Genomic DNA, 25,406 nt, shown 5'->3' with positions numbered 1-25,406 from the left:
CGATCAGACAGTCTTTGACCTAAATCGCCATTTTCGAGACACGCATTGCCAGATCAACCCACAGTTTCCCCATGGGGCCGCGCCCGTGGTGCCGAAGAAGACACAAGGCAGGATGTCCCTGAGCCGCGACAGGCCCCGGAGCAAACGCCAGTGGACCCGAACCGCCTGAACACCGAATTCGCTGGACGACGCTGGCGTTTGTTCAAACTGGCTTTGAAAACGGGCTTCCTGACAATCCTGACGCTCGGATTCTATCGGTTCTGGATGAAAACACGGCTGCGCCGCTGGTATTGGTCGGCCATTCGTCCGGGCGGCCAGCCACTGGAATACGTGGGGAATCCCTACGAAAAGCTGCTGGGTTTTTTGATCGCTGTTGTCATTCTCGCCTTTTACATCGGCATCGTGAACCTGTTGTTGATGTTCGTCAGCTTTTCACTGTTCCAAGGCAACACCACAGCATACGTGCTCAGCTTTTTAGGCGTGATCCCAATCTGGTTTTACGCGCAGTACCGCGCCAGACGGTACGTCCTGGCACGCACGCGTTGGCGCGGGTTGCGCTTTGGCTTGGAACCCGGCGCATGGGGATACGCTTTTCGGGCACTGGGATACTGGCTTCTGACAATTGTATCAGCGGGTTTGCTCTTGCCCCTCATGACCTTTCGATTGGAAAAATACAAAACGGACAGAACGTTTTTTGGCAACACGCGGATGCGTCAAGGCGGGCGCTGGACAATGCTCTATGGCTCTTTGAAATGGGTCGGCATCGCGATTGTCATGGGGCTTCTGGCTACCGTTTTGATCTTGGCCGAAGCAATACCACCCGGTGTCATACTCGCTGTAATTGCCAGTGCGCTCGGGTTGTTCGGGCTGGTCTACTACCGCGTGGACAGCTTGCGTCGCATGACGACACTCAAGACACTGGAAGGCAGCGGGCTGTACCTGACCGCTTCGCCAATGCGTGTTCTTGGAATCTCCGTTCTTGGGTATTTTATCGCGTCGATTGTTGTGGGCGTTTTGCTGATGCTTCTTGGCGCGTTGGTTGCCTCAACGCTGGGGCCGGAAACCTTGATCCGGCTTGGATTAGAAGACGCCCCAGATCTGATGATGGGAACCAGCAGGTGGATCATCGTCACTCTGTCGATCGTGACCTACTTCACGATCTTCCTGATGTGGACCACTTTGACAAACGTGTTTGTCACCATGCCGATCATCCGACACTACGCCGAAGGTCTTTTGATAACCGGCGCGACGAATCTGGGTGCCATCCGCCAGCGGCCGCGTGATGAACACACAGAAGCTGAAGGGTTCGCCGAAGCTCTGGATGTTGGGGCGTCGCTATGAGTACCGAGAAAACCGAATATCAAGGCACCTTTTTCAATGGTGCCAACGCCGAGCCTGAACAGGTTCTGATCACGGTGGATCAGGAAAACGGCGTGCTCGCGCTGAATGATGGCGACGAAACCACGTGGCCATTGCCCGACGTGCGCGAAGTCCGCGATCAGGCTGGCACGGATATGCTGGTGTTGCGAAGCAGCAATGATGATCTCGGGCGCCTTATTCTGAATGAACGCGACGTGCGCAGGCATTTGCCCAATGTCACCAAGCGCCCACCCGTCGAAAACAAGGGCCGGTTGCTGAAATGGGCGATTGGCGCCATTGCGTCCGTGGCCTTGATCGTCTTTGTCTTGGTCCCCACCATGGCCGACCAACTGGCAGAATTCATCCCGCCCGAAGGCGAAAGAGCCCTAGGTGAGGAAACCCTTGAACAAATCCGCAGCGCTTTGGACGAAAGCGGTCTGGGCGTCGTGGACACTTGCAATGACAGCTCAGGCATATTGGCCCTGTCGAAAATGCAAAAACGTCTGACCGATACACTCGATCTGGACCAGGAGCTGACGGTATTGGTTCTGGATCATCAAATGGTCAATGCCTTTGCCCTGCCCGGCGGTTTCATCGTCCTTTTCCGGGGCCTGATCGACGCAGCTGGCACCCCAGAGGAAGTCGCCGCGGTCTTTGCACACGAGATAGGGCACGTTGTCAGCCGCGACCCGACGCGCCACGCTCTGCGATCGGCTGGATCGATCGGGGTATTGGGGCTGTTGTTCGGAGACTTTGCAGGCGGAGCAATGGTGCTGTTTCTGACGGAACGCCTGATCGACGCGCAATATTCCCAAGCCGCCGAGGCAGCCGCGGACGAATTTGCACATCGGGTTCTACTCGATGCAGGGTTGCCGCCTTCCGCACTGGCGGACATGTTCGAACGGTTTCGCGAACTGGGCGGCGACGCAGAAGGGTTTGTCGCGCATTTCCTGTCACATCCCCAGCTGGGCGATAGAATCGCGGCATCCCGCGATGCAACACCTGCAGGCCTCGCATCCAATCCGGTCCTCAGTGATTCCGAATGGCAAGCCCTGAGAAACATCTGCAACTGACCACAAAGCCTCCGTTTTGCCCCAAGGCTTTCCGATTGGCGCAAAACGCGACGTCGGTTGGCGCTAACGTGACGATTTTGCCCTGTTTCTGATGGAACACGCGCGCTAAACCCTGTGCGAGGAAATGCACGGCATCCCCGTGCAGATTAATAGGAGAGACCCGCTGATGAAGGTACTGGTGCCTGTCAAACGCGTGATCGACTACAACGTGAAGGTTCGCGTCAAAGCGGACGGCAGCGGAGTTGATCTTGCAAACGTCAAAATGTCGATGAACCCGTTCGACGAAATCGCCGTCGAAGAGGCAATCCGCCTGAAGGAAGCTGGCAAGGCCGATGAGGTTGTTGCAGTATCCATCGGCGTCAAGCAAAGCCAGGAAACTCTGCGCACAGCGCTGGCCATGGGTGCTGACCGCGCCATTCTGGTCGTCGCAGCGGATGACGTTCACACGGACATCGAACCATTGGCCGTGGCCAAGATCCTCGCGGGTATCGTCAAGGAAGAAGAGCCTGGTCTCGTTCTTTGCGGCAAGCAGTCGATCGACAATGACATGAACGCAACCGGCCAGATGCTGTCGGCATTGCTCGGCTGGTCGCAGGCGATGTACGCCAACAACGTGGATATTGACGGTGACAGTGCCGTTGTTACCCGCGAAGTTGACGGCGGTCTGCAGACCGTCAAAGTCAAGATGCCAACCGTCATCTCGACCGACCTACGCCTGAATGAGCCGCGTTATGCGTCTCTGCCGAACATCATGAAGGCCAAGAAAAAGCCGCTCGATGAAAAGACCGCCGCAGACTATGGCGTCGATGTCAGCCCACGCCTTGAAATCGTGAAGACCACTGAGCCTGAAGAGCGCGCAGCAGGGATCAAGGTTGGTTCCGTCGAAGAGCTGGTCGAGAAACTCAAAGAAGCAGGAGCTGTGTAAGATGGCCGTACTTCTGATTGCAGAAATTTCCGACGGCGCACTGGCCGTTGATGCCACAGCGAAGGCGGCCAATGCCGCTGCGCAGCTGGGCGATGTCACAGTTCTTTGCGCGGGTGCCGAATGCTCAGGCGCCGCTGCAGAAGCCGCCAAGATTGCCGGTGTCGCCAAGGTGCTTTGCGCCGAGGATGCGCTCTATGGTCACCGTCTCGCCGAACCGGTTGCAGACCTGATCGTGTCGCTGGCGGGTGACTACAGCCACATCGTCGCCCCGGCGACAACAGACGCCAAGAATATCCTGCCCCGCGTTTCGGCGCTGCTGGATGTCATGGTGATCACCGATGTGACTGCTGTAGTAGACGGTGACACATTCGAACGCCCAATTTATGCAGGTAACGCGATTCAGACGGTCAAATCGGCCGACAGCACCAAGGTTCTGTCCGTACGGACCTCGACCTTCGACGCCGCTGAAATGACCGGCAGCGCCTCGGTTGAATCTATCGGTGCCGCTGCAGATCCTGCACTGTCCGAATGGGTGGAAGACAAGGTTGCTGAATCCGACCGCCCCGAGCTGACTTCGGCTGGCGTGGTTGTGTCCGGCGGTCGCGGTGTTGGCTCCGAAGAGGATTTTGCCATCATCGAAAAGCTTGCCGACAAATTGGGTGCCGCCGTAGGCGCATCCCGTGCGGCCGTCGATTCAGGCTTTGCGCCGAACGATTGGCAGGTCGGTCAGACCGGCAAGGTCGTTGCACCGGATCTCTACATTGCTGTCGGTATCTCGGGCGCAATCCAGCACCTCGCTGGCATGAAGGACTCCAAGATCATCGTTGCGATCAACAAAGACGAAGAAGCGCCGATTTTCCAGGTTGCTGACTTTGGATTGGTTGCCGATCTGTTTGACGCAGTACCCGAGCTGACCGACAAACTCTGAGGCCCGCCTCACTGAATGAAATACCAAGGCCCGCCCAATCGGCGGGCCTTGTTTATTTCAGGCAATTCAACTGGTTCGGCAGCACACCCTCAGACAATCCTCAAGCGTATTCGCGACCTCCTCATGGGCACGTGGATTGGGCAGCTCTGCTGCGGCGCATGCATCGAAATCACCAAAGACCATACCTTTGGTGCCTTCCATCATCGCAGCCTCGGACGGAACCACTTCGACAACCCTCATGACCCTGGGCCGTAGCACCTCAATCATATCACGTGTGACGAACAGCGGGTCAGATCCGGTTGTCTGACTTTTTCCCAGTACAGGCGCGTGGTTGGCAAACCACAACAGCACGACCTTGCCGTGCAAAATTGTCAAAACATGCTTCATCCGGGCAACCCACGCCGTCTGCAGTTCGTCCACGATCAAGGCATAGCGATCCAAAGAAATCTCGGCCAACTGCCCCAACATATGCCTGTTAAAATGGAACTCGGTGAAATCGACCTCTGGATAAAGCTCCTCCAGTCGTTCAGATGCGCGTAGAAAACGGTCATTTCGGCGCGGATGCACCGAATAGAACCGGTTCGACATGTTTTGTGCCCCGGTGATCTGCATCACCTTAGCCGATGCCTTGCTTGCCAAATCCAGGATTGCCGGATCGTTCAGATACAGGTCCATACCTGCATTCAGAACACCAAAATTGACACAGGATATCGAAAGCCGTCGTTCAAGCAGCGCCGGAAATGGCTGCTCAACAAACCTGCCATAGGTTTCCGCGCCCCCGATAAAGGCAATATATTCCCGATCCAGTTTGCGCCTTGGCCCGCGAAACAGAACCCGCGAGTCATTGTATCGACATGGATAGTACTCAAGGGACATCCCGCCCCCGGAATGGACTGTCATCTCACCACCTGCTTTTTCACCCACGTCCAAGAATTCATCAATTTTCTTGCCAAATGGCTAAAGTGAAAAAGCGGTTAAAACTCTATCGACCAACCCTTGCGGCACCCCGTCCCGCAGGCCTATGTTGGCACAGGTCTCGCGGGAAAGAATGGCATGGAAATCAAGTCAGTGGGTATTGTTGGCGCGGGCCAGATGGGGAATGGCATTGCTCATGTCATGGCACTGTCTGGCTACGATGTGCGTCTCAACGACATCAGCAGTGACGCCATAGACGCCGCATTGGCTCTGATCACCCGAAATCTTGACAGACAGGTCACCCGCGAAAAAATCTCTTCGGCTGACCGGGATTCAGCACTGTCACGCATTCAGGCAACTCCGGATCTGGCCCAAGTCGCCCAAAGCGATCTGGTGATCGAGGCAGCGACCGAGCGCGAAGATATCAAACATCAGATTTTCGAGGCCCTGCTGCCCAACCTGAAGCCCGAGACCATCCTGACTTCGAATACCTCGTCGATTTCAATAACCAGACTGGCGTCTCGAACCGACAGGCCCGAAAAGTTCATGGGTTTTCATTTTATGAACCCTGTCCCGGTCATGCAACTTGTCGAGCTTATTCGCGGCATTGCCACAGACGCTGAAACCTATGATGCTTGCCTGGCCGTTGTGCAAAAGCTCGGCAAGACCGCCGCCTCCGCCGAAGATTTTCCCGCCTTTATCGTGAACCGGATTCTGATGCCGATGATCAACGAAGCGGTTTACACGCTTTATGAAGGCGTCGGGAACGTTGAATCCATCGACCAATCGATGAAGCTGGGGGCCAACCACCCGATGGGACCGCTCGAACTGGCCGATTTCATTGGCCTGGACACATGTCTCGCCATCATGAACGTGCTGCATGATGGTCTGGCAGACACGAAATACCGTCCCTGCCCGCTGCTGACCAAATATGTAGAAGCCGGATGGCTGGGCCGCAAAACACAACGCGGTTTTTACGACTATCGCGGCGAGGTTCCGGTCCCAACCCGTTGATGTCGGGGCAATGGGACGGCGGGAGGGGCGATATCGCCGCACCGGCGGCGAGGAGCGCCTGACCGCAGTTCTGTCAGCTTTCTTTCAAACCCAGCGTTGTATCGCGCAGCCAGGCAACGAATTCACGCTGGCCACCTTCAAAGGCTTTCAGCTCTTCAGGAGAGATCGCTTTGCCAACAACCGGCTTTTGCGGGCGCCGGCACGCGTGTACCACCTCGTGAATCAGCAAACCCTGACGCAATGTTGCCGAGATCTGGTTTGCGATCTGATAGGCACGGGAATTCTGCCCCGGGAAATAAATCGGAACGACCGTCGCGCCCGATCGCTGGATCATTTTAGCCGTGAACGGATTCCAGTCTGCCTCAACAGCTGGCCCGAACCAGGTTTCAGAATTTGCAACCACGCCAGAGGGGAACAACACGATCACACCACCCTCTTTCAGATGCGTCATCGCCCTTGCGCGCATCTCAAGACTTTGCTGGCGGGCATCCTCCTCATGCGGAAAGGGCACTGGAATCATGAATTCCTCGATCTCAGTCACCCCAGTCAGCAATGACCGTGTGAGGATCTTGTAGTCTTCGCGCACCTGTCCGATGAGATGCGCCAACACCATCCCGTCCACTAGGCCATGCGGATGGTTTGCAACGACAATGACGGGGCCTTCCTTGGGAATATTGGCAATCTGTTCGGCGGGCGTTGCCAGCGTTATCCCCATGATCTTCAGCGCTTGTGCCCAAAACGCCTGCCCTTCGGCGGGTCCCATCTTTTCGAAACGGCGCACCATACGCAAAAGCGGCAGCTTACCGGTCAACCATTCCATCACGCGGATGGTGTTGGCCTTGAACGGGTTGGTAAAGGTGTTGGCGTAACTGACTTTGCGTTTGTCATAAGGCGCAGGCGGATTGACCAGCGTCGCATCATCCTGATCTGTCTCGATTGGATTCGGCTGTTCCATCATTCGCCCGACCCTTCCATTCCGCCAACGCGGGTCAAGCCGCGATCACTCGTCCTCGCCGAACCGATCGTTAACCAGCGCCTCAACAGCTTGCGCCAGCGGCTCTGCGTCCGGTCCAGAGGTTTGTACCTCAATAGTGGTTCCTTTACTGGCTGCCAACATCAAAAGCCCCATGATGCTGTCGCCCGATGCAGACATGCCATCCCGGCTAACCTCTGCGCTCGCATCGAATCCTTCGACAACTTCCACCAATTTGGCCGACGCACGCGCATGCAGGCCCTTTTCGTTGATGATCGTCAGCTTGAGGCGGATACTGTCCGTCATAAAGTGGTCTTTCCATTCGGGGGCATAAGTGTTGTGGGCGATTGTCCGAAATAATTCATCCGACAATCAACCCGAAATGTTTTGGCTATCGATGTATTTGCGTCCAGCATCCAATGCGTGCCGAACGGCATCTGACACTGGCATATGTCGGCTTTTGGCCAGTTTGATCAGCATGGGCAGATTGGCACCATACACAATGCGGCGATTTTCCGGGGCACAGGCACGCAGGCTCAGATTGGATGGCGAGCCACCGAACATATCCGTAACCACCACCACACCATCGCCCTGATCCACCGCGTCGGCGGCTTTGCAAATCTCTGACTGCTTTGTCCCTCGGTCACAATCGGCCTCGATCGTGATCGCATGGATACCCGGCTGAACACCAACGACATGCTCAATCGCTGCCAGGTATTCCCGGGCCAGTCCGCCATGCGCCACGATCACGATGCCTATCACTCGGTTGCCTTTACGCTAGGTGTTTTCGCTCTTCAAAGCCGTCGGTTTGGCCGCAGCCGTGGGTATGCCCTGTCGCTCTAATTCGCGGTGCCTAATTGACACCTGCCAGCCGGTCTGTGCAAGGGCCGCCGCCACAGCTTCCGTTACGGCAACTGATCGATGGCGTCCTCCCGTGCATCCAAATCCCAAACTCAGATGCGCTTTGCCTTCTTCCAGCGCTGCCGGCAGGACAAACGTGATTAGCCCCGTCAGATGATCAAGGAAAGGTGCATAGCGTGCATCCCGTTGCACATAATGCGCCACAGCAGCGTCTAAGCCGGTATGCGGGCGAAGATCAGGATCCCAATGCGGATTGCGCAGGAACCGGCAGTCAAAAGCCATATCCAGCCCCTGCGGCAAGCCACGTTTGTAAGAAAACGAATTCACGGTCACGGCCATATGCGTCCCGGTCTTACCTGCAAACCAGCCTTCCATTTCGGACCGCAGGTCATGCACCGTCAGTTCGGACGTGTCGATCAGGATATCTGCACGCGCCTTGACGTCAGCCAGCAATTCCAACTCACGTGTGATCCCGTCGGCGGGCGACTCATCTGGCGCCAGTGGGTGTCGGCGGCGGGTTTCAGAGTACCTGCGCTCCAAAATCTCGGACGCGCAATCCAGATAAAGAAGGTCCGCCTTCAGATCACTGCGTTCGGACAGAGTATGGTGTAGCTCCAGCAGGCTACCGGCGCTGAAATCACGATTGCGCACATCAATGCCCAACGCCAAAGGCATAGCATCCGCACCCGTTCCCTCCACAAGCCGAGGGATCAGGCTGAGCGGGATGTTGTCGATTGCCTCATAGCCAAAATCCTCCAGCGCATTGATCGCAGTCGAGCGTCCTGCGCCAGATGGCCCAGTGACCAGCACAACCCGCTTGTTGGCGCTGTCGTATTCTTTCATCGTCATTCCTTCCGTCCGCCTTTTAGGTATTGCACCAAGGCGGCGGGAAAAGCATCCCACTCGGAATTGTGAAGCAAAGGCACCGGAAGTCCAAGAACCTCGGTTGTGCGAAATGGCGGCAAACGCTCAGTTTCCATGCGATCAAGATCGACAACGGCATAGAGTGGAACCGGGCGTCGGCTATCGGCACCCAGCAGCCCCAATCCGCGCGCTTCGATCATTCCCTGAATGGCTGAGGGCGCAGACAGCAAAAGCCGACCCTCCTCTTCACGTGTTACCGTTGTCTGATCGTCGGACACCAAATCAGCACCGAGGGCCATCAGTCGCAGAGCCAATGACGATTTTCCGGATCCCGAGCGCCCAAGGATCAATAGCCCCCGCCCACCCACGGCAACCGAACTGGAATGCAAGGTCAGCGGATCGCCATCGATTGTCTCGGGGCGGTCCATAAGATCAGATCGGCAGACCCACGACAAAGCGGGCGCCAAGTGGCTCTGACGTGACATCGGCCTCGGTTGGACGGATGTTTTCGGCCCAAATCACACCACCATGGGCTTCGACGATCTGTTTGGAAATCGCCAGACCAAGACCAGAGTTGTTGCCAAAGTCGCTTTGCGGGCGAGACGTGTAGAACCGTTTGAAGATCTTGGCCAAGGCCTCTTCGGGGATGCCGGGGCCCGTGTCTTCGACCACCACCAACACCCGGTTTTCTCGGCGTCGCGCCCAAACCCGGATTGCATCCCCATCTTCACAAAAGCTGATCGCGTTGGTGATGAGGTTCACAAAGACCTGCGCCAATCTTGGCTCCAACCCGGTGATCGTGATTGGGCGCGGCGGCAGGTCCGAGATAAACTCGATGCCCTTCTTGCGCGCGTCTTCGCCCAGAAACTCCGATATGTTTCCGATCATGCCCAGCAGGTTGAATTCCTGCTCTTCTTCCTTGACCAGTTCCGAGTCGAGCCGCGACGCGTTCGAAATATCGCTGACCAGACGGTCGAGGCGACGCACATCATGTTCAATGACGTCCAGCAGTTTTGCGCGGTGGTCTTCCTTGCGCACCATGCGAAGGCTGTCCACCGAAGACCGCAGGCTGGCCAGCGGGTTCTTGATTTCATGCGCAACATCGGCAGCAAACTGTTCGTTGCTATCGATCCGGTCATAAAGCGCGCCGACCATGCCGCGCAATGCCCCGGACAATCGTCCGATTTCATCAGGGCGTGCTGTCAGGTCGGGAATCCGAATTCGGCCCGGTGCAACATTGCGTTTACTGCGATCCCGGCCAATTTCTGCGGCGTCAGCGAGATCAGAAATCGGGTTTGCAATTGTAGAAGCCAGAACCAGACTCAGCCCGATAGAGACCAGCGTGGCGATTACGAACATCTGCAAGACGCGTTCCCGTTCGGCCCCCACGGCATCATCGATTTCCTTGGCTGTGGACACGATCGCCACAGTGCCAACAACTTCGGCACCGTTTCGTATCGGCGAAAGGGCGTGGAAAAGCGTGTTCCCATCCGGCCCCTTACCAGCCTCAATTCTGGTTGCCGAGGGATCACCGCTTTCGATCATGCGGCGTATCTTGTCTTCCAGAACCAGTTCCGGTTCAGCCGAGAAATAGCTGAACACCCCGGCAATGCCATTCCAGACATTGCCAAGGAAATCAGAAATCAGTGTGGTGCGATCATCGTCCGCCTGCATGCTGACAGCAGGCGTCATATTGCCCAGCCCTTCCCCAACGAGGAAGTTGCCGCTGTCATAGACAAGCAGCTGGACACCTTCCCGCAAATCGATGCCCTGAACCGTTGTGGCCACATCAAGCCCACCAGCCCCGGCAAGCGCGGGGTTTGCAGACAGCGCCAGCTGCGCTTCGAAAATGTCAGCGATCAGCTCTACTTCGGACTGCAGGGCATTTGCCCGCTGAACGGCAAGTGTATCACGCGAAGAATTCAGCCAAAGAATACCGGCAACCAAAACGTTCAACGCAATCAGGTTGAACGTGATGATCTTACGCGTCAGGGGTGATCCATTGAGACTGAAAAGGCCCCGGCGCGCACGGCTGTCGCGCAGTTCCTTTTCTGCAATGCTGTCAGGGGCGACCCAATCGTCGCCCAAAACAACATCCGCATCTCGGCGATCACCCTGATCGTCGTGCATCGATATTCGCTCGGCCAGAGCCATCCATTACTCTTCGTTGTAACGGTATCCGATACCGTAGAGTGTCTCGATAGCGGAGAATTCATCGTCAACGGTGCGCATCTTCTTGCGCAGGCGTTTGATATGGCTGTCGATGGTGCGGTCATCCACGTAGACCTGATCGTCATAGGCCACGTCCATCAGCTGATCACGCGACTTCACGAAACCCGGACGCTGAGCCAGGGCCTGAAGCAGCAGGAATTCTGTAACGGTCAGCGATACATCGCGGCCCTTCCAGGATACGGCATGACGCAGTGGATCCATGGTCAGTGATCCGCGGGTCATCAGCTTGGTTTCTTCAGTCTCACCAACAACGTCACCGGCCACGGCTTCCTGCCGACGCAGAAGCGCGCGGATCCGTTCGACCAGAAGTCGCTGGCTGAAAGGTTTTTTGACATAATCGTCAGCGCCCATGCGCAGACCGAGCACTTCGTCGATCTCATCGTCTTTGGACGTCAGAAAGATGACCGGCATTTTCGACTTCTGGCGAACCCGCTGAAGCAGGTCCATGCCATCCATACGCGGCATCTTGATATCGAACACAGCCATGTCCGGCATCTTCTTGTTGAACGCATCAAGCGCAGCTTGACCGTCGTTATATGTCTCGACTTCGAAACCCTCTGCCTCAAGAGTCATCGAAACCGATGTCAGGATATTCCTGTCATCGTCCACAAGGGCGATCTTTGACATTGATCTTTTCCTTATTCTGCTCTGGTTTGCCTGTTTTTTTCGCCACTATGGGCTTTTTTACGCCTCAAAACAATCCACAACCGCGAATCAGGCAAGCCATATCACCTCATTTGGCGCGAATTTCGCAAAGGAATGGCTAAAAAGCCTCAGTGGTTTGCGCAGGCTTTGGCCATGATATCGCTAAACTTTGAGTGGTTGCGCTAACTGCGCGCTTGCGTCCTGTTCACGGCGAAAACCGTCGTGTTAAAGGGAAACCATCGGGCCATAAAAAAGGCCGGATGTGGTGAAAGTTACACCACCGAGCATCAACACGCAGCAATATTGCGCGCAGCCACTGGAGCAAGGCATATGACATTCGGACGGGTAAACCCGCAGTTCAAGCTTGAGGATCAAGGGATCGAAGGGCTTGGCAATGTCTATTACAACCTCATGGAGCCCGCGCTGATCGAAGCCGCGCTCAAACGCGGGGAAGGCGCGCTCGGCAAAGGTGGCGCTTTTCTGGTAACCACGGGCCAATTCACCGGGCGTTCCCCCAAGGACAAGCACATCGTCAAAACCGATAGCGTTGCCGACACCATCTGGTGGGAAAACAACGCCGCACAGAGCCCCGAAGGTTTTGATGCGCTGTATGACGATATGCTGGAGCACATGAAGGGCGGCGAATATTACGTGCAGGATCTGGTCGGCGGTGCTGACCCGGCCAACGCAATCGATGTCCGTGTTGTTTCAGAACTGGCCTGGCACAACCTGTTCATCCGGCACATGCTGCGTCGCCCCGATCGCGAAGATCTGGACAGCTTCACGGCGGACTGGACGATCATCAACTGCCCCACATTCAAAGCTGATCCGGCCAAGCATGATTGCCGTTCGGAAACGGTCATCACGATGAACTTCGATCGCAAGCTCATCCTGATCGCAAACACAGAATACGCAGGCGAGAACAAGAAATCCGTTTTCACCTTGCTGAACTACCTGTTGCCAGAAAAAGGCATCATGCCGATGCACTGCTCGGCCAACCATGCCAACGGCAACCCGGTCGACACGGCTGTTTTCTTTGGCCTCTCCGGCACGGGCAAGACGACCCTGTCCGCCGACCCGGACCGCACCTTGATTGGCGACGACGAACACGGCTGGTCGGATCGCGGCACGTTCAACTTTGAAGGTGGCTGCTACGCCAAGACAATCAACCTGTCTGCAGAAGCCGAGCCGGAAATCTATGCCACTACCGAAAAGTTCGGAACCGTGATCGAGAACATGGTCTACGACCCAGAGACCTTTGACCTTGATTTCGAAGACGACAGCCTGACCGCGAACATGCGTTGCGCCTACCCGCTGCACTACATTGCCAATGCATCCAGAACGGCGCTCGGCGGCCATCCGAAAAACATCATCATGCTGACTTGTGACGCATTTGGTGTTCTGCCTCCGATTTCGCGGCTTACGCCGGCACAGGCGATGTACCATTTCCTTTCCGGCTTCACGTCCAAGGTGGCCGGAACAGAACGCGGTGTGACAGAACCAGAACCAACATTCTCGACCTGCTTTGGCGCTCCCTTCATGCCACGCCGCCCCGAAGCTTATGGCAACCTGCTGCGCGAAAAGATCGCCAAGCACGGCGCGACATGCTGGCTGGTCAACACCGGCTGGACCGGCGGCGCGTATGGCACCGGATCGCGCATGCCGATCAAGGCGACGCGCGCGCTTCTCAGTGCGGCACTGTCCGGCAAACTGGCAGGCGCCGATTTCCGCAAGGATCCAAACTTTGGCTTCGAAGTGCCTGTCCATGTGGAAGGCGTGCCGGAACTGCTGCTCGACCCACGCAAGACATGGGACGACAAAGAGGCATATGACGCGCAGGCAGATAAACTGGTTCAGATGTTTGCAGACAACTTCGCGCAGTACGTTCCGTTCATCGACGATGACGTAAAGGCCGCCGCAATCGGCTAGATCCGTTAAACAAATCCGAATAGGCAAACGCCCTCGAACACTGCTTCGGGGGCGTTTTCAATTGGATCGGCTGAAACGTGCTGCCCGCTTTGCAATCGCCTGTCAAAGAGCGCAGCATGCCAGCATCAGGAGGCGCCATGAACAAAATCATCGTTTTGAGTATGCTGGTCTGGAGCGCATCCGTTGATGCCCTTGGACCCTCCCCCGTCGTCCTGCTCGATCACGGCGTTGTTTGCGATGTTCTGATCACCGGACAACAAGACGCTCCTCTAACGGAAAGCGGGCAACTCAATCTGGTCGATCAAGACCGCACCATAGACGTGACCACGGCCACCGTGCCCGCCCGTCTCGGCCTCAGCTTTGGCATCCGCGTAACTTTGGAAACAGGAACTGCCCTCGCTGACGCGCGGGTGGTGGTGCATCACCCTCCGCTTGGCGCGGCGCGTGTCACAACCCAAAGCTGGCCAATATGGCTGAACGCGGGCGATGTGTCCCTGAACCTGTTCACCTTTGAGCACGCATACGAGTTGGTAGAAGGTCGCTGGATGTTTCAGATCATCGGCGCGCAGGGCATCGCTCTTTCACAAGAATTCGATGTCGTCGACAAATACGCGGCTGCCGCCGTGCAAGATGCCTGCTTCCCGGCTGCCGTGACATCCTGATGCACCAAAAAACAGGCCAGCTTTGCGGCACCTTCAGGACGGGCGAAGCCCCAGTATTTCGCGCGCCTGCTGCCAAGTTGCCACCGGGCGCTCGTACTTGTCGCAAAGCTCAGCTGCGCGTGTCACCAATGCCGCGTTGGACGGCGCGAGGCTGTGCTTGTCCCACCGCACGTTGTCTTCCAGACCAGTCCGCGTGTGGCCACCTGCGGCGATGCACCATTCATTCACTTCGATCTGGTGGCGGCCGATACCGGCGCCACACCACTGCGCATCCGGAACCAGCCGTTTAACCGTCTCAATGTAAAAATCGAAGGTCCGCTTGTCACATGGCATCGCGTTTTTCACGCCCATGACAAATTGCACATAGAGCTGCCCCGCGATGCGGCCGTCTCGGTTCATTTCGGCTGCCTTAAAGATATGGCTAAGATCGAAGGCTTCGATTTCCGGTTTCACTTCGTAGGTCCGCATTTCACCAGCCAACCATTCCACCAAGTCAGGCGGGTTTTCATAGACCCGGGTTGGGAAGTTGTTGGACCCGACCGACAAAGACGCCATGTCAGGTCGCAACGAGAGCATGCCGCCCCGTTCCCGCCCGGCACCGGATCGTCCGCCGGTCGACAGCTGGATGATCATGCCGGGGCAATGTTTCTTCAAACCCTCCACCAAACGGGCGAACCGTTCGGGATCAGAGGTGGGTGTTTCGGTTTCGTCTCGCACATGACAATGCGCAATGCTTGCACCTGCCTCAAAAGAAGCATGCGTGCTTTCGACTTGCTCTTCGATCGTGACCGGAACCGCTGGGTTGTCAGACTTGCGTGGAACCGACCCCGTGATCGCAACACAGATGATGCATGGTTTTGTCATGGCCAACTGCCTTCTTTTGGCTGATACGCCAAGCGATACCGTGGATTGGGGTTGGCTTCCAGCGCATCCGAATGCCCAATATGCAGACTTACCCAGAACTCTTTCCACAACTTATTGCGGTTATCCCAAAAATATAGCTTTACAGAATGCCCATGACACATGCACCATATCTAGTAAGGGCGCGGGGCAAGCCCCCAGACCCTTGAGCAGCAAGCGATTGCTGGGGTCTTTTCCCACCCCAAGCACAACGCGCAAAAAATGAGGTGGCGCCATGGCCCTGAGCGAGCAGTATCTAACAGATGACGTTCACCCGATCGACATAGTCGAACACATCGCAGCGCACAACGAATGGGAATTCGACCGGCTGGCGGATGATCAAATCGCCATGGCTGTCGAGGGCCAATGGCGCACATATTCGATCACCTTGGCGTGGTGCAGTTTTGACGAAACGCTCCGGATGATCTGTACATTTGAAATGGATCCTCCAGAGGCCCGAATGGATGTGCTTCACGAAGGGCTAAACATGGTCAATGACCAATGCTGGGCCGGTGCGTTCAGCTATTGGGCGGATCAAAAGCTGATGGTCTACAAATACGGCCTCATTCTGGCTGGCGGTAACGATGCCTCGCCTGAACAGATCGACACGATGATCAACGCAGCGGTCATGTCTGCTGAACGGTACTACCCGGCATTCCAGCTGATGAGCTGGACGGAAAAGACCGCGCATGAATCCATGCAGATTGCCATCGCCGAAGCCTACGGTCGCGCCTGACCAAACCCACTGCAATGCCGGATTGCAGCGCAATGCTCCTTGGGCCAAAGTAGCCCGAGACAAAACTAATGAGCGCGACATGACGAACGAAGAATTGGCCCACCGCGGTCTTGTACTCTTGGGCTGCGGCAAGATGGGCTCCGCCATGCTCGAAGGTTGGCTGGCACGGGGACTGCCCGCATCCTCGGTCTGGGTTTTGGACCCAAACCCAAGCGAATGGGTAAAAAACCAGCACACACATCTGAATGCGCCTTTGCCGCCAAATCCAGCGGTGGTTCTGATAGCCGTCAAACCGCAAATGATGGGCGAAGCGCTTCCGAGCCTTCAGGCTCTTGGCAACAGCGACACGCTGTTTGTGTCAATCGCGGCCGGTACGACACTCCAGACGCTCGAAACAACGCTCGGTGATCGCTCACCGATCATCCGATCCATGCCCAACACGCCAGCCGCCATCGGTAAAGGCATCACCGCAATCATCGGAAACGCGCACGCAACCCCTGCCCACCTGGACAGCACCGAAGACTTGCTGAGCGGGATCGGCCAAGTGGTTCGCCTCGAAACCGAAGCCCAGATTGACGCCGTGACCGGTGTGTCGGGCTCTGGTCCCGCCTATGTCTTTCACATGATCGAATGTCTCGCCCAGGCTGGTCAGGCTCAGGGCCTGTCAGCTGAACTTGCGATGCAACTCGCAAAGGCGACGGTATCCGGTGCAGGCGCATTAGCCATGAGCGCTTCGGAAGACCCCGCGCAGCTGCGGGTCAACGTCACCTCGCCAAATGGGACGACCCAGGCCGGTCTCGAAGTGCTGATGAACGAAGACAACGGGTTGGGGCCCCTGATCGACAAAACAGTTGCAGCGGCATCTGATCGCTCAAGGGAGCTCGCGCGTGGCTGAGACAATCGGTTTTGATGACTTTATGGCGGTCGATATCCGCGCTGGCACCATCACCCACGCCGAACCATTCCCGGAAGCACGCAAACCTGCCATCAAACTGTGGGTCGATTTTGGACCCGAGCTTGGCGAAAAGAAAAGCTCGGCCCAAATTACCCAGCACTACAATCCGGCCGAACTGATCGGGCGTCAGGTCATGGCGGTTGTCAATTTTCCGCCACGCCAGATTGGACCAATGATGTCAGAGGTGCTGGTTCTCGGCATCTACGATAGCAATGGTGCTGTGGTCTTGCTGTCCCCTGACAAACAAGTGCCCAATGGCGGCCGAATGTGCTGATGGCTGACCCGGATTTGGCGTCACATCTGGCCAGCTTGCGGCCTTAGACTATCTGTGGACCATCGAAGATTGCACAGTGCGGATGCGCGTCGTGCTGACCAAACGGAGAATTCCATGCCAAGCGTTTTGATCGCCCGAAATCTGCCCGACAGCAATATAGAGGCCGCCCGGGCCCTGTTTGATGTCACGTACCGCGACGAAACTCAGCCCATGACAGGCGATGAAATGCGCAAGGCATTGCGCGACTTTGATGGCGTTCTGCCCACCTTGGGGGATGCATTTTCCGCCAAAGTGTTTGCCGACGTGCCCAACCCGCGCTGTAAGATCCTCGCCAACTTTGGTGTTGGCTATAATCACATTGACGTCGCAGCCGCGCAATCTGTTGGCGTCACGGTCACGAACACGCCCGGTGCTGTAACCGATGCCACGGCAGACACGGCAATGACCCTGATGCTGATGTCGTGCCGCCGCGCTGCCGAAGGCGAAAGGCTCGTCAGGTCGGGCGAATGGAAAGGCTGGCATCCAGTTCAAATGCTAGGACTACATCTGACGGGCAAACGGCTTGGCGTTGTTGGCATGGGCCGCATTGGACAAGCCATCGCAAGACGGTGCCATTTTGGCTTTGGCATGTCCGTAGCCTACGCGTCCCGCTCGGAAAAGACGCTGGATTTTCCCGCTGTACGTTACGACACGATTGAGAAACTCAGCGCTGATGTAGACGTTTTGGTGGTGGCGGTTCCCGGCGGCGCCGAGACACACCATCTGATCGGAACATCTGTCTTTGATGCCATGCAGCCGCACGCCCACTTTATCAATATCGCAAGAGGCGACGTTGTAGACGAAGCAGCCCTTGTCAAAGCATTGGAGGCCGGATCCATCGGTGGGGCCGGGTTGGATGTTTATGAATTCGAACCCGACGTCCCAGCCCGCTTGCTGGCCCTGGACAACGCGGTTCTGCTGCCACATCTGGGCACCGCCGCACTTGAAGTCCGCGAAGACATGGGGCGTATGGCCATCGCCAATCTCAAGGCATTTTTTGACGGTCAGCCAGTTCCAAACCCGGTTTAATCGCAAAAATCACGACAGTGGACGCGACGGCCACGCTTGACCTTTGCTTCGGCTTTGGGCTCTCTCTTGCCAACCAAGGAGCGCGTCCATGTACCAACCGGCCATTTCCGGACACGGCGTCTTTACGCCCGAAGAGATCATAACCAACGAAGAACTCGTTCAGGCATTCAACAGCTATGCCGAACGGTGGAACGCGGCGCACGCGGATCAAATTGCTTCGGGCGAATTAGAGGCGATGGGCCTGTCCAGCCCCGAATTCATTCACTCGGCTTCGGGGATCGAGCAGCGGTTCGTGATGAACAAAAGCGGTGTACTCGATCCTGACCGGATGTTCCCAGACTTGCCTGCACGCGCCGATGACGAGCCGGGCATCATGGCCGAAATGGGCATGGATGCCTGCGGCAAAGCGTTGGAGATGGCTGGCCTGACGGGCGCGGATATCGATCTTGTGATCTGCGCCGCTTCAAACCACGAACGCGCTTATCCCGCCATCGCAATCGAAATCCAAAAGCTGTTGGGCGCCGGTGGCTTTGCTTTTGATATGAACGTGGCGTGCTCATCCGCAACCTTCGGCATTCAGGCCGCGGCGGATATGGTTCGGTCCGGTTCCGTCCGGCGCGCACTGGTTGTGTGCCCCGAGATCTGTTCAGGCCACTTGGAATGGCGAGATCGCGACTGCCATTTCATCTTTGGCGATGTTGCCACAGCCGTGGTGATCGAAAGAGCCGAAGATGCAAAGGGCGCGCATTTCATCGTGCATGGCACCCGGTGCGCAACCGAGTTTTCTAACAACATCCGCAACAATAACGGCTTCCTGCGGCGCACCCATGACCAGATGGAAGACCGCCGCGACATGCAGTTCATGCAGAACGGGCGCAAAGTCTTCAAAGAAGTCCTGCCCATGGTATCGGCCCATATCCTCGGTCACATGCAGGACGAAGGCTGGTCCGCTGACGACCTTGCCCGGCTTTGGCTGCATCAGGCCAACAAAACGATGAACGACTTCATCGGCAAAAAAGTCCTCGGACGCACTCCGGAAGCGGGCGAGCAGCCCAACATTCTTCAGGACTACGCCAACACCTCATCCGCCGGTTCAATCATCGCGTTTTCCAAACACTCAGACGATATGACCCCCGGCGACAAAGGCGTCATCTGCTCATTTGGTGCAGGCTACTCGGTCGGATCGGTGCTGGTTGAGCGGGCTTAGCCACTCACCAACAGTATCTTTGAAGACGATCGAAGCTGGCCAGATTTTGGCTTTTCGCTTTCAAGGAACTTCTTGAGGCTCTCCGTGTCGACGGCAATGATCTGCGGGCTTTGGTCCACTGCGGTTCTCAATGTCTGCAGTGTTCCAGCCGTCAATGCCGAGATCAGCATCAGCGCAAATGTAAATCGGATCATGCGCAAAGTTCCTTTTCATGTGCATTGGTCAGGGCGACTGCATTCTCAGATACGCGCCCGAGGTAGCTTTTGACCGCGGCGAGGCCGCGTTCTGTGATTTCAATTTCATGCGGCTGAGTGGACCAATCGTCTGTGGTGACGAAGCCTTCGATCCATCCAATCTGCGTCAACATGGGCAACATCCAGTTGCGCAGGCTTCTCTGCATCGATTCAACCCGTGGCTCATCCAGACTGAGGGCAAGCTGTCTGAGGCTGAATACCTGCGCTACACCTCCGTTCAATGCACGATGCGCCAAAACCAACATAGCCACTCGCACAGAATCTCGATTCAACTGGGTACGCATCTTTGCGCTTTGTGTTCCGGTCAATTCATCTGTCAAATGATCCATCTCTCGATCGGAGACAGCCCAAGCTGCAACGGATGCAAGCAACGTGAAATTTATTCGAGCGTAGTCGATCGAACTCGACTGCGGCTGATTAGCGGCGGTAAACACGACAAAATCCAATCTACAACAAGTCGTTAAATCTATAGTTGTAGAATAAGACAACGACACACGCCCGCCAGTAGGGAATTCCGGAAGGACACCCCAAGGGGTGCCCTTCGGTTCAGCATTTATGCTTCTTCGTCTTCCATTCCGTCCAGAATGAAATCGGCTGGAAGTACGCCAGCGGCGATCATGTTGGCAATCATAGTGTCATCCAGGTTCGCTGTGCGATCTTCGACCCGCCCCGCCTTTTGGTTCTTTTTATGCGCCGCAATCAGTTTGCGTGTTGCCTTGCGATAGTCACCATTCGCCATGGCCGCCCGTGCCTTGAGTTCCTTTTTCAGAGCCTTGCGACGCTTGCGGTCAGCGCGGCGTTGCATGCGGGTCTGCTTGTTTCCAAAGATTTTGCGAAATACCATTTTCTTTCTCCTATGATTTGGCCAACTGGGCCGTTTCGATAATTAAAAGATGGACCTTTCCCAGTGCTGCGAACATTCGACGAAATTGGCTTAGAAGAATCGTCCTACCCAAAGCCCCTGTCATTCATGAGCACGGCTTGCTGTGTAAGGTGTGCTGAAGACAAAGGTGATTGGACCAATGAATGTGTATAACTGCGGCTTTCGGTCTGGTGTTATTGAGGATTCCGCGCGACGCAACTGGCAAGACACCGGGCCTCGGCCAATTCATTGGGCGACGTGGTATCCAACCGAAGACGTGAAGACGGCCAGTTCACCCGTCTATCCATTTTTTGAAACAGGCGCCGTTGTTGCAAACGCCCGACCGGTCAGAACACGCGCGTCCCCAATTGTTCTCTTGTCGCACGGAACCGGAGGCACCGCACAAAGCCTCGGCTGGATCGCCCGCGGATTGGTCAAAAAAGGGTTCGTGGTTCTTGCTGCAAATCATCACGGCAACACCGGTTTGGAACCTTACTGCGCAGAAGGCTTTCTGTGCTGGTGGGAAAGGGCGCAGGACTTGAACTTGCTGTTGTCCCGCACGCCGGACGTTGGACTACCAGATGCCGCCATCGACAAAAACAAGGTTTCGGCCGTTGGGTTTTCGCTTGGCGGATACACCGTTCTTGCCTTGGCAGGTGCCCGCACGTCTCTGCAGGCTTTCGATCAATGGCGACGTAAGAACAACATCAAACAAGATGGCCCGAGAGAGTTTCCAAACGCCGCCAGCGAAATTCCGACCTTGCTCAAAAACTCACACGTCTTTCGACAATCCTGGGAGCGGCACGGCGATGACTTCAGCAATCCTCTGGTGAAATCCATAGTCGCGATAGCCCCGGCGCCTACGGTGCGGGGCTTCACCGAAGCGTCTGTTCAGATGATCAGACGGCCTGTGACTTTAATCGGTGTCGAGGCCGATGCCGAAGCGCCGTTCAATCAATGCGTTCAATGGCTCGCTCGATACAATTCGCGATTCAAGGCCATCAATATGGGCAAGGATGTCGGGCACTACACATTTTTGGACATGCCGGCCGACCGATCGCTTTTGCGTCGTGACCCATTATTCACTGAATTTCCCGGCGTCGCCCGTGAAACGGTGCATGCTGAGTGCTTGAAAGCCATCCACAGCGCGCTGATCACGCGCTAACGATCCCCGACGGCCTCACGCCAGTGGCGGCGGCATAGGCTTTCGTAGGTTTCGTTGCCCCCGATCTGAACCTGCGCTCCATCGGTGACGACATTGCCTTGCCCATCGCGGCGCACGACCATCGTGGCCTTGCGGCCGCAGTGACATATCGTGCGCACTTCGCGCATCTCGTCTGACAGCGCCAACAGGGCGGCTGAGCCCGGGAACAATTCACCGCGAAAGTCCACACGCAGCCCGTAGGCCATAACCGGGACACCCAGATCATCAACGACCCGCGCCAGTTGCCACACCTGATCATGGCTCAGGAATTGGGCCTCATCCACGAAAACGCAGGCTATTTCCCCTTCGGCCAGCCGCTTTTCGACTTTGGCAAAGAGATCCTCGCCCGGCACAAAGTTGTCGGCCTCTCGGCCCAGACCAATGCGGGAGCCTATGCGCCCTTTGCCCGCTCGATCATCAAAAGCAGCCGTCAGCAAATAGGTCTGCATGCCGCCTTCGTTGTAGTTGTGGGCCGCTTGCAGCAGCAAGGTCGACTTGCCGGCGTTCATGGTTGAGTAATGGAAATGCAGTTTTGCCATAGATCGCTGATTGCCCCAAGGGTGGCACGTTTGGCAAGAGAGGAAAGAGGCGCGGCTGGCCTTGGGGAAATCCCCGGGGGTCGAGACCAAACCGCGCCAAGATCGTGCGAATAGGGACGCGCCTCAAACACCACGTCGGACAAACTGGGGTTAGCAAATCATCCGACGCACACCAAGCAAACACAAAAAGGCGACGCCCTACGGCAACACAGTGTCCCTAGAATGGGACTTGGATTGTTAATGACAGGCTCGTTCAATATAGATAATGGGAAAAGACTTGGGGAACTCCCCGCAATATGCGGGACAGAGGGTATGAGATGTCTAGTGTTGGCCGCTATCTAAAGAAACACACCGAGGCGCTGGTCAAGGATGTGGGTATCGAACCCGCATGCGAACTGACTGGAAAATCAAAGGCGACCCTCGGTCGATATTACTCCGACTATCCGGAACACGCAGATCGCTTTATGCCGATCGATGCGGTTGCTGCTTTGGAAGAAGCGTCTTCCTATCCGCATGTGACCGCCGCATTGGCCGAGTTGAAGGGCATTTCCCTCAGCTTTGATGAACGGCGCAGGAATTCGAAGTCCGAAGGCGGCGTGAACTCCGATGTCATCGCCCTGTCGCAGCGCTTTGGAATGCTGATGGCGGAATACCATCAATCGATCGAAGACGGCATCATCACGGCCAATGAAGCAAAGCGTTTGCTGAAAGAAACGTTGGCGATTCAACAAGTTCTGATCGATATGAAGCTTCATCTGGAAGACGAACAAACCTGACGGATCACTTCACCAAAGGATGCGTAGCCTGAAATGAAGGCAAAGCGGCTGATCCTGCATATCGGGCATGGCAAAACCGGCTCGACCTCGATCCAACGCTGCCTGCGCGCGTCCAGCGAAGCCCTGTCACAAGCCGGTGTCCTGTTCCCGGATCCGGGCAGACACGACAATCATCAATTGATTTTTCCACACGTTCACGGCGTCTTGCCTGATGATCCCGTGCAAATGGCTTCGCTCGCGCCCACAAGCGCCAAAGCCTATGAAAATGCTGCACACCTCTGGACTGCTCTGAAGGGCGAAATCTCAGAACAAAAGCCCGAAACGATTGTCCTGAGTTGTGAGAATCAGTTTCGACCGTTCGGTCCGGACGCAATGGCTCAGCTGCGTGCCAGATGCGCTGAGATCGCCGAAACAACCGAAGTTATCGCCTACTTGCGCGATCCTGCGTCGTATTTTTTGTCGTGGATGCAGCAAGAGGTAAAAAAAAGAGCGGAATTTCGCGCGCCTTCACAGAGTTTTTATCGTGACACGCTGGAGCCCTTTGAAACCGCTGGCCCGGGGCCATTGACCGCGCGTCTCTTCGCCAAAAATGCGTTGATCGGCGGGGACGTGGTTCAGGATTTTTTTGCAACGACCTTGCCTCAAATTGATGTCGTTGATTTGGATCGAGGCGAAGCCGAGGCTAACACTTCGATTTCACCCGAAGGCATGGCGGTTCTTCAGGACGTGTTTCGTGGAACGCTCCCATTGCCGGCCGCGCTTGGCGACGATCGAAAAGCGTTTCGCAAGGCATTGGTCGCAACTGATTCAGACATTCCCGGCTTCACCCGGCCGAGCCTATTCAAGGACAGGCATGCGATAGTCGAAGCGCGGGCAACAGACCTTCAGTGGTTGAACGCAACCTTGGGTGTCCGCTTCCCGAACACAGAGCAAATCGCAATGACACCCGAAGAGGCGCAGAAGGCGTTTTCCGGCTGGGTCAATGTCGAAGATTTCTGTGCTGTAGACGCTGATCGCAAACAGCGTCTGTTCGATGCCAGCGTTGCCAAAGCACATACCGCAATGAGCCCACTAAAACGCCTTGCACGCCGCTTTGGGTTCTAAAGAAGCGCGGGGTGGTCCCCGGCACCATAACGATCCTCATTACCCTTGATGCAACCTTAAGGTGATGGCACCCTTGGGACATTGAGAAGAGGACATTTTATGCAAGACGATTTTCAAACGGGCCCAGAGCCCGATCCAGTCGCGTTGCCTTTGGCGCAACATCCTTTTTCAACCAACCCGGCTGAGCTGCGCAGCAGGATCAAGTCGCAGGGGCTGCCCATGCTCTACGCCATGCGTGACATTATGCGACAGGTCCCCATCGATCTGTCCCGCTTTGTACCCGCCGGCGCCACGGAACTGCCCGGAATGCGCCAATTGCAAAATGACGCTCAAGAGGCGTTTGAATTTCTCGAAAACCTTCCTGAGGTCTTCGACCTCGCAGATGGATTGGACACACGGCCGTTGGCTATGCGGGACGGTGGCGCAGACACCCAAGAAGACCCGCGTCTTGGCAAGCTGATCTCAATTTGGACGGCATGGTTCGGCGCGTTCACCCCAACGGGCCGCGACATGGGTAAACCTGTCGCCGTACCTGTTCCAATCTTTGACTATGTGGTCGAACCGATGGTCGAGAAATCTCTGACTGTCGAAGTGGACGCCTCTCAAGAAACAAGTGGCAAGACGTCTTTCAAACTCAAGGTTCGTGGCGTCGGGCTGTCTGGTTCCACGCAATTCAAGATTACAGACTCGCTTGATGGTGAGGCGCGCGATCACAGTTTCCAAGTTGTGGTGCCTGTCTACCTTGAGCTGACAGAATACCAGGGCCCGATGCAATCCATCTACGCCTATACTGCCCGGGCCATTGATGCCGATCCGCCCAGAACGCAGCGACCGCCAGACACACCAGCGGGTGATGCTTCCTACGTAAAAGTTGAGCCGCCGAAAAACCCGGTGCCTCTGGAAGCCGAGTTTCTGAACAACGATGCCTTGGCAGAACCTACAACCCGAAAAATCGAAAAGGGCGATGGACTGTCACTCTCGATTCCATTCAACATCGAAGACTGGCTGGAACTCAGCCTGGACTGCGAAGCCAAAGCGCAAATGGACATTGCCATGACCTTCACCAAGACCCGGGCAGATAAACTGATGAAACGGCAATACAGAGGTATGAAGGCAAAATGGGAGGTCTACCCGGCGTCCTGACCCG

Annotated in this window: 29 protein-coding genes; 16 read left to right on the top strand and 13 right to left on the bottom strand. The window is 56.2% G+C overall.

What is annotated here, in order from left to right:
* The first annotated feature begins 45 nt into the window (after nt 1-45).
* The 4 genes from PFY00_RS03330 (at nt 46) to PFY00_RS03315 (ending at nt 4,285) form a co-directional block, all read left to right on the top strand.
* Nucleotides 46-1,341, top strand: a complete 1,296-nt coding sequence (locus tag PFY00_RS03330) for a YjgN family protein (protein ID WP_271431082.1) — start codon at nt 46-48, stop codon at nt 1,339-1,341.
* On the top strand, nt 1,338-2,432 hold the full coding sequence (locus PFY00_RS03325; RefSeq protein WP_271431081.1) for a M48 family metallopeptidase: 1,095 nt from the start codon (nt 1,338-1,340) through the stop codon (nt 2,430-2,432). Before PFY00_RS03330 ends, PFY00_RS03325 begins: the two co-directional genes overlap by 4 nt.
* Before the next feature lie 166 nt (nt 2,433-2,598).
* A complete protein-coding gene (locus PFY00_RS03320) occupies nt 2,599-3,357 on the top strand; it encodes an electron transfer flavoprotein subunit beta/FixA family protein (protein ID WP_271431080.1) in 759 nt (252 codons plus the stop codon).
* A gap of 1 nt (nt 3,358) precedes the next feature.
* On the top strand, nt 3,359-4,285 hold the full coding sequence (locus PFY00_RS03315) for an electron transfer flavoprotein subunit alpha/FixB family protein (protein ID WP_271431079.1): 927 nt from the start codon (nt 3,359-3,361) through the stop codon (nt 4,283-4,285).
* A gap of 66 nt (nt 4,286-4,351) precedes the next feature.
* Here the strand turns inward: PFY00_RS03315 and PFY00_RS03310 are convergent, their stop codons facing one another.
* On the bottom strand, nt 4,352-5,209 hold the full coding sequence (locus tag PFY00_RS03310) for a DUF6473 family protein (RefSeq protein WP_271431078.1): 858 nt from the start codon (nt 5,207-5,209) through the stop codon (nt 4,352-4,354).
* A gap of 129 nt (nt 5,210-5,338) precedes the next feature.
* Here PFY00_RS03310 and PFY00_RS03305 point away from each other — a divergent pair, with 129 nt between their 5' ends.
* Nucleotides 5,339-6,214, top strand: coding sequence for a 3-hydroxybutyryl-CoA dehydrogenase (locus PFY00_RS03305; RefSeq protein ID WP_271431077.1), 876 nt, complete (start codon nt 5,339-5,341; stop codon nt 6,212-6,214).
* A gap of 73 nt (nt 6,215-6,287) precedes the next feature.
* Here PFY00_RS03305 and PFY00_RS03300 read toward each other — a convergent pair whose 3' ends face one another.
* From PFY00_RS03300 to PFY00_RS03270, 7 genes are all read right to left on the bottom strand, one after another.
* Nucleotides 6,288-7,169, bottom strand: a complete 882-nt coding sequence (locus PFY00_RS03300; protein WP_271431453.1) for a lysophospholipid acyltransferase family protein — start codon at nt 7,167-7,169, stop codon at nt 6,288-6,290.
* A 45-nt stretch (nt 7,170-7,214) separates the two neighbouring features.
* Entirely contained in the window at nt 7,215-7,493 is a 279-nt protein-coding gene (locus PFY00_RS03295) for an HPr family phosphocarrier protein (protein WP_271431076.1), read from the bottom strand.
* 66 nt (nt 7,494-7,559) lie between these two features.
* Nucleotides 7,560-7,949, bottom strand: a complete 390-nt coding sequence (locus tag PFY00_RS03290; RefSeq protein ID WP_271431075.1) for a PTS sugar transporter subunit IIA — start codon at nt 7,947-7,949, stop codon at nt 7,560-7,562.
* A 15-nt stretch (nt 7,950-7,964) separates the two neighbouring features.
* Complete coding sequence (gene rapZ, locus PFY00_RS03285) at nt 7,965-8,891, bottom strand: RNase adapter RapZ (protein ID WP_271431452.1); 927 nt, start codon at nt 8,889-8,891, stop codon at nt 7,965-7,967.
* A gap of 2 nt (nt 8,892-8,893) precedes the next feature.
* On the bottom strand, nt 8,894-9,340 hold the full coding sequence (locus PFY00_RS03280) for an HPr kinase/phosphorylase (RefSeq protein ID WP_271431074.1): 447 nt from the start codon (nt 9,338-9,340) through the stop codon (nt 8,894-8,896).
* Between the two features lie 4 nt (nt 9,341-9,344).
* Entirely contained in the window at nt 9,345-11,066 is a 1,722-nt protein-coding gene (locus tag PFY00_RS03275; RefSeq protein WP_271431073.1) for a sensor histidine kinase, read from the bottom strand.
* Between the two features lie 3 nt (nt 11,067-11,069).
* Nucleotides 11,070-11,771: a response regulator transcription factor gene (locus tag PFY00_RS03270; protein ID WP_271431072.1), complete on the bottom strand. Its 702-nt coding sequence runs from the start codon at nt 11,769-11,771 to the stop codon at nt 11,070-11,072.
* Nucleotides 11,772-12,119: 348 nt separating this feature from the next.
* Between PFY00_RS03270 and PFY00_RS03265 the strand changes: the two genes are divergently transcribed.
* Nucleotides 12,120-13,718 carry a phosphoenolpyruvate carboxykinase gene (locus tag PFY00_RS03265; protein WP_271431071.1) on the top strand — a complete coding sequence of 533 codons (1,599 nt, stop codon included), beginning with the start codon at nt 12,120-12,122 and terminating at the stop codon, nt 13,716-13,718.
* A 137-nt stretch (nt 13,719-13,855) separates the two neighbouring features.
* Nucleotides 13,856-14,380, top strand: coding sequence for a DUF3859 domain-containing protein (locus PFY00_RS03260; RefSeq protein WP_271431070.1), 525 nt, complete (start codon nt 13,856-13,858; stop codon nt 14,378-14,380).
* A gap of 33 nt (nt 14,381-14,413) precedes the next feature.
* On the opposite strand, the gene PFY00_RS03255 is transcribed toward PFY00_RS03260, so the two are convergent.
* Nucleotides 14,414-15,244 carry a BKACE family enzyme gene (locus PFY00_RS03255; RefSeq protein ID WP_271431069.1) on the bottom strand — a complete coding sequence of 277 codons (831 nt, stop codon included), beginning with the start codon at nt 15,242-15,244 and terminating at the stop codon, nt 14,414-14,416.
* Between the two features lie 271 nt (nt 15,245-15,515).
* Between PFY00_RS03255 and PFY00_RS03250 the strand changes: the two genes are divergently transcribed.
* The 5 genes from PFY00_RS03250 to PFY00_RS03230 all read left to right on the top strand — a co-directional run bounded on the left by PFY00_RS03250 (nt 15,516) and on the right by PFY00_RS03230 (nt 19,520).
* The gene (locus PFY00_RS03250) at nt 15,516-16,016 is read left to right on the top strand and encodes a type III secretion system chaperone family protein (RefSeq protein WP_271431068.1); all 501 of its coding nucleotides are present in this window, start codon (nt 15,516-15,518) and stop codon (nt 16,014-16,016) included.
* 79 nt (nt 16,017-16,095) lie between these two features.
* Nucleotides 16,096-16,911, top strand: a complete 816-nt coding sequence (proC, locus tag PFY00_RS03245; protein WP_271431067.1) for a pyrroline-5-carboxylate reductase — start codon at nt 16,096-16,098, stop codon at nt 16,909-16,911.
* Complete coding sequence (locus tag PFY00_RS03240; protein ID WP_271431066.1) at nt 16,904-17,245, top strand: tRNA-binding protein; 342 nt, start codon at nt 16,904-16,906, stop codon at nt 17,243-17,245. The genes proC and PFY00_RS03240 overlap by 8 nt, the downstream gene beginning before the upstream one ends.
* Nucleotides 17,246-17,359: 114 nt before the next feature.
* Nucleotides 17,360-18,313 carry a 2-hydroxyacid dehydrogenase gene (locus PFY00_RS03235; protein ID WP_271431065.1) on the top strand — a complete coding sequence of 318 codons (954 nt, stop codon included), beginning with the start codon at nt 17,360-17,362 and terminating at the stop codon, nt 18,311-18,313.
* Nucleotides 18,314-18,401: 88 nt separating this feature from the next.
* Nucleotides 18,402-19,520, top strand: coding sequence for a beta-ketoacyl-ACP synthase III (locus PFY00_RS03230; RefSeq protein ID WP_271431064.1), 1,119 nt, complete (start codon nt 18,402-18,404; stop codon nt 19,518-19,520).
* Here PFY00_RS03230 and PFY00_RS03225 read toward each other — a convergent pair.
* From PFY00_RS03225 to PFY00_RS03215, 3 genes are all read right to left on the bottom strand, one after another.
* Nucleotides 19,517-19,714 (bottom strand): hypothetical protein, encoded by a 198-nt coding sequence (locus PFY00_RS03225; RefSeq protein ID WP_271431063.1) that lies wholly within the window; start codon nt 19,712-19,714, stop codon nt 19,517-19,519. The two genes, PFY00_RS03230 and PFY00_RS03225, sit on opposite strands and share 4 nt — an antisense overlap.
* The gene (locus PFY00_RS03220) at nt 19,711-20,220 is read right to left on the bottom strand and encodes a hypothetical protein (RefSeq protein ID WP_271431062.1); all 510 of its coding nucleotides are present in this window, start codon (nt 20,218-20,220) and stop codon (nt 19,711-19,713) included. Before PFY00_RS03220 ends, PFY00_RS03225 begins: the two co-directional genes overlap by 4 nt.
* 107 nt (nt 20,221-20,327) lie before the next feature.
* Nucleotides 20,328-20,618 carry a hypothetical protein gene (locus tag PFY00_RS03215; RefSeq protein WP_271431061.1) on the bottom strand — a complete coding sequence of 97 codons (291 nt, stop codon included), beginning with the start codon at nt 20,616-20,618 and terminating at the stop codon, nt 20,328-20,330.
* A gap of 178 nt (nt 20,619-20,796) precedes the next feature.
* On the opposite strand from PFY00_RS03215, the gene PFY00_RS03210 reads away from it, so the two are divergent.
* Nucleotides 20,797-21,801, top strand: coding sequence for an alpha/beta hydrolase family protein (locus PFY00_RS03210; protein ID WP_271431060.1), 1,005 nt, complete (start codon nt 20,797-20,799; stop codon nt 21,799-21,801).
* On the opposite strand, the gene PFY00_RS03205 is transcribed toward PFY00_RS03210, so the two are convergent.
* Nucleotides 21,798-22,379 (bottom strand): thymidine kinase, encoded by a 582-nt coding sequence (locus tag PFY00_RS03205; protein WP_271431059.1) that lies wholly within the window; start codon nt 22,377-22,379, stop codon nt 21,798-21,800. The two genes, PFY00_RS03210 and PFY00_RS03205, sit on opposite strands and share 4 nt — an antisense overlap.
* A gap of 317 nt (nt 22,380-22,696) precedes the next feature.
* On the opposite strand from PFY00_RS03205, the gene PFY00_RS03200 reads away from it, so the two are divergent.
* The 3 genes from PFY00_RS03200 to PFY00_RS03190 all read left to right on the top strand — a co-directional run bounded on the left by PFY00_RS03200 (nt 22,697) and on the right by PFY00_RS03190 (nt 25,402).
* Nucleotides 22,697-23,155 (top strand): hypothetical protein, encoded by a 459-nt coding sequence (locus tag PFY00_RS03200; protein WP_271431058.1) that lies wholly within the window; start codon nt 22,697-22,699, stop codon nt 23,153-23,155.
* 33 nt (nt 23,156-23,188) lie between these two features.
* Nucleotides 23,189-24,259: a hypothetical protein gene (locus tag PFY00_RS03195; protein WP_271431057.1), complete on the top strand. Its 1,071-nt coding sequence runs from the start codon at nt 23,189-23,191 to the stop codon at nt 24,257-24,259.
* A gap of 99 nt (nt 24,260-24,358) precedes the next feature.
* The gene (locus PFY00_RS03190; RefSeq protein WP_271431056.1) at nt 24,359-25,402 is read left to right on the top strand and encodes a hypothetical protein; all 1,044 of its coding nucleotides are present in this window, start codon (nt 24,359-24,361) and stop codon (nt 25,400-25,402) included.
* Nucleotides 25,403-25,406 lie beyond the last annotated feature (4 nt).

Source organism: Thalassococcus lentus (assembly GCF_028023555.1).
GTDB classification, from domain to species: Bacteria; Pseudomonadota; Alphaproteobacteria; order Rhodobacterales; family Rhodobacteraceae; genus Thalassococcus_A; species Thalassococcus_A lentus.
Note: the sequence above shows the minus strand (reverse complement) of the source record. Positions and strands in the feature narration are given on the sequence as shown.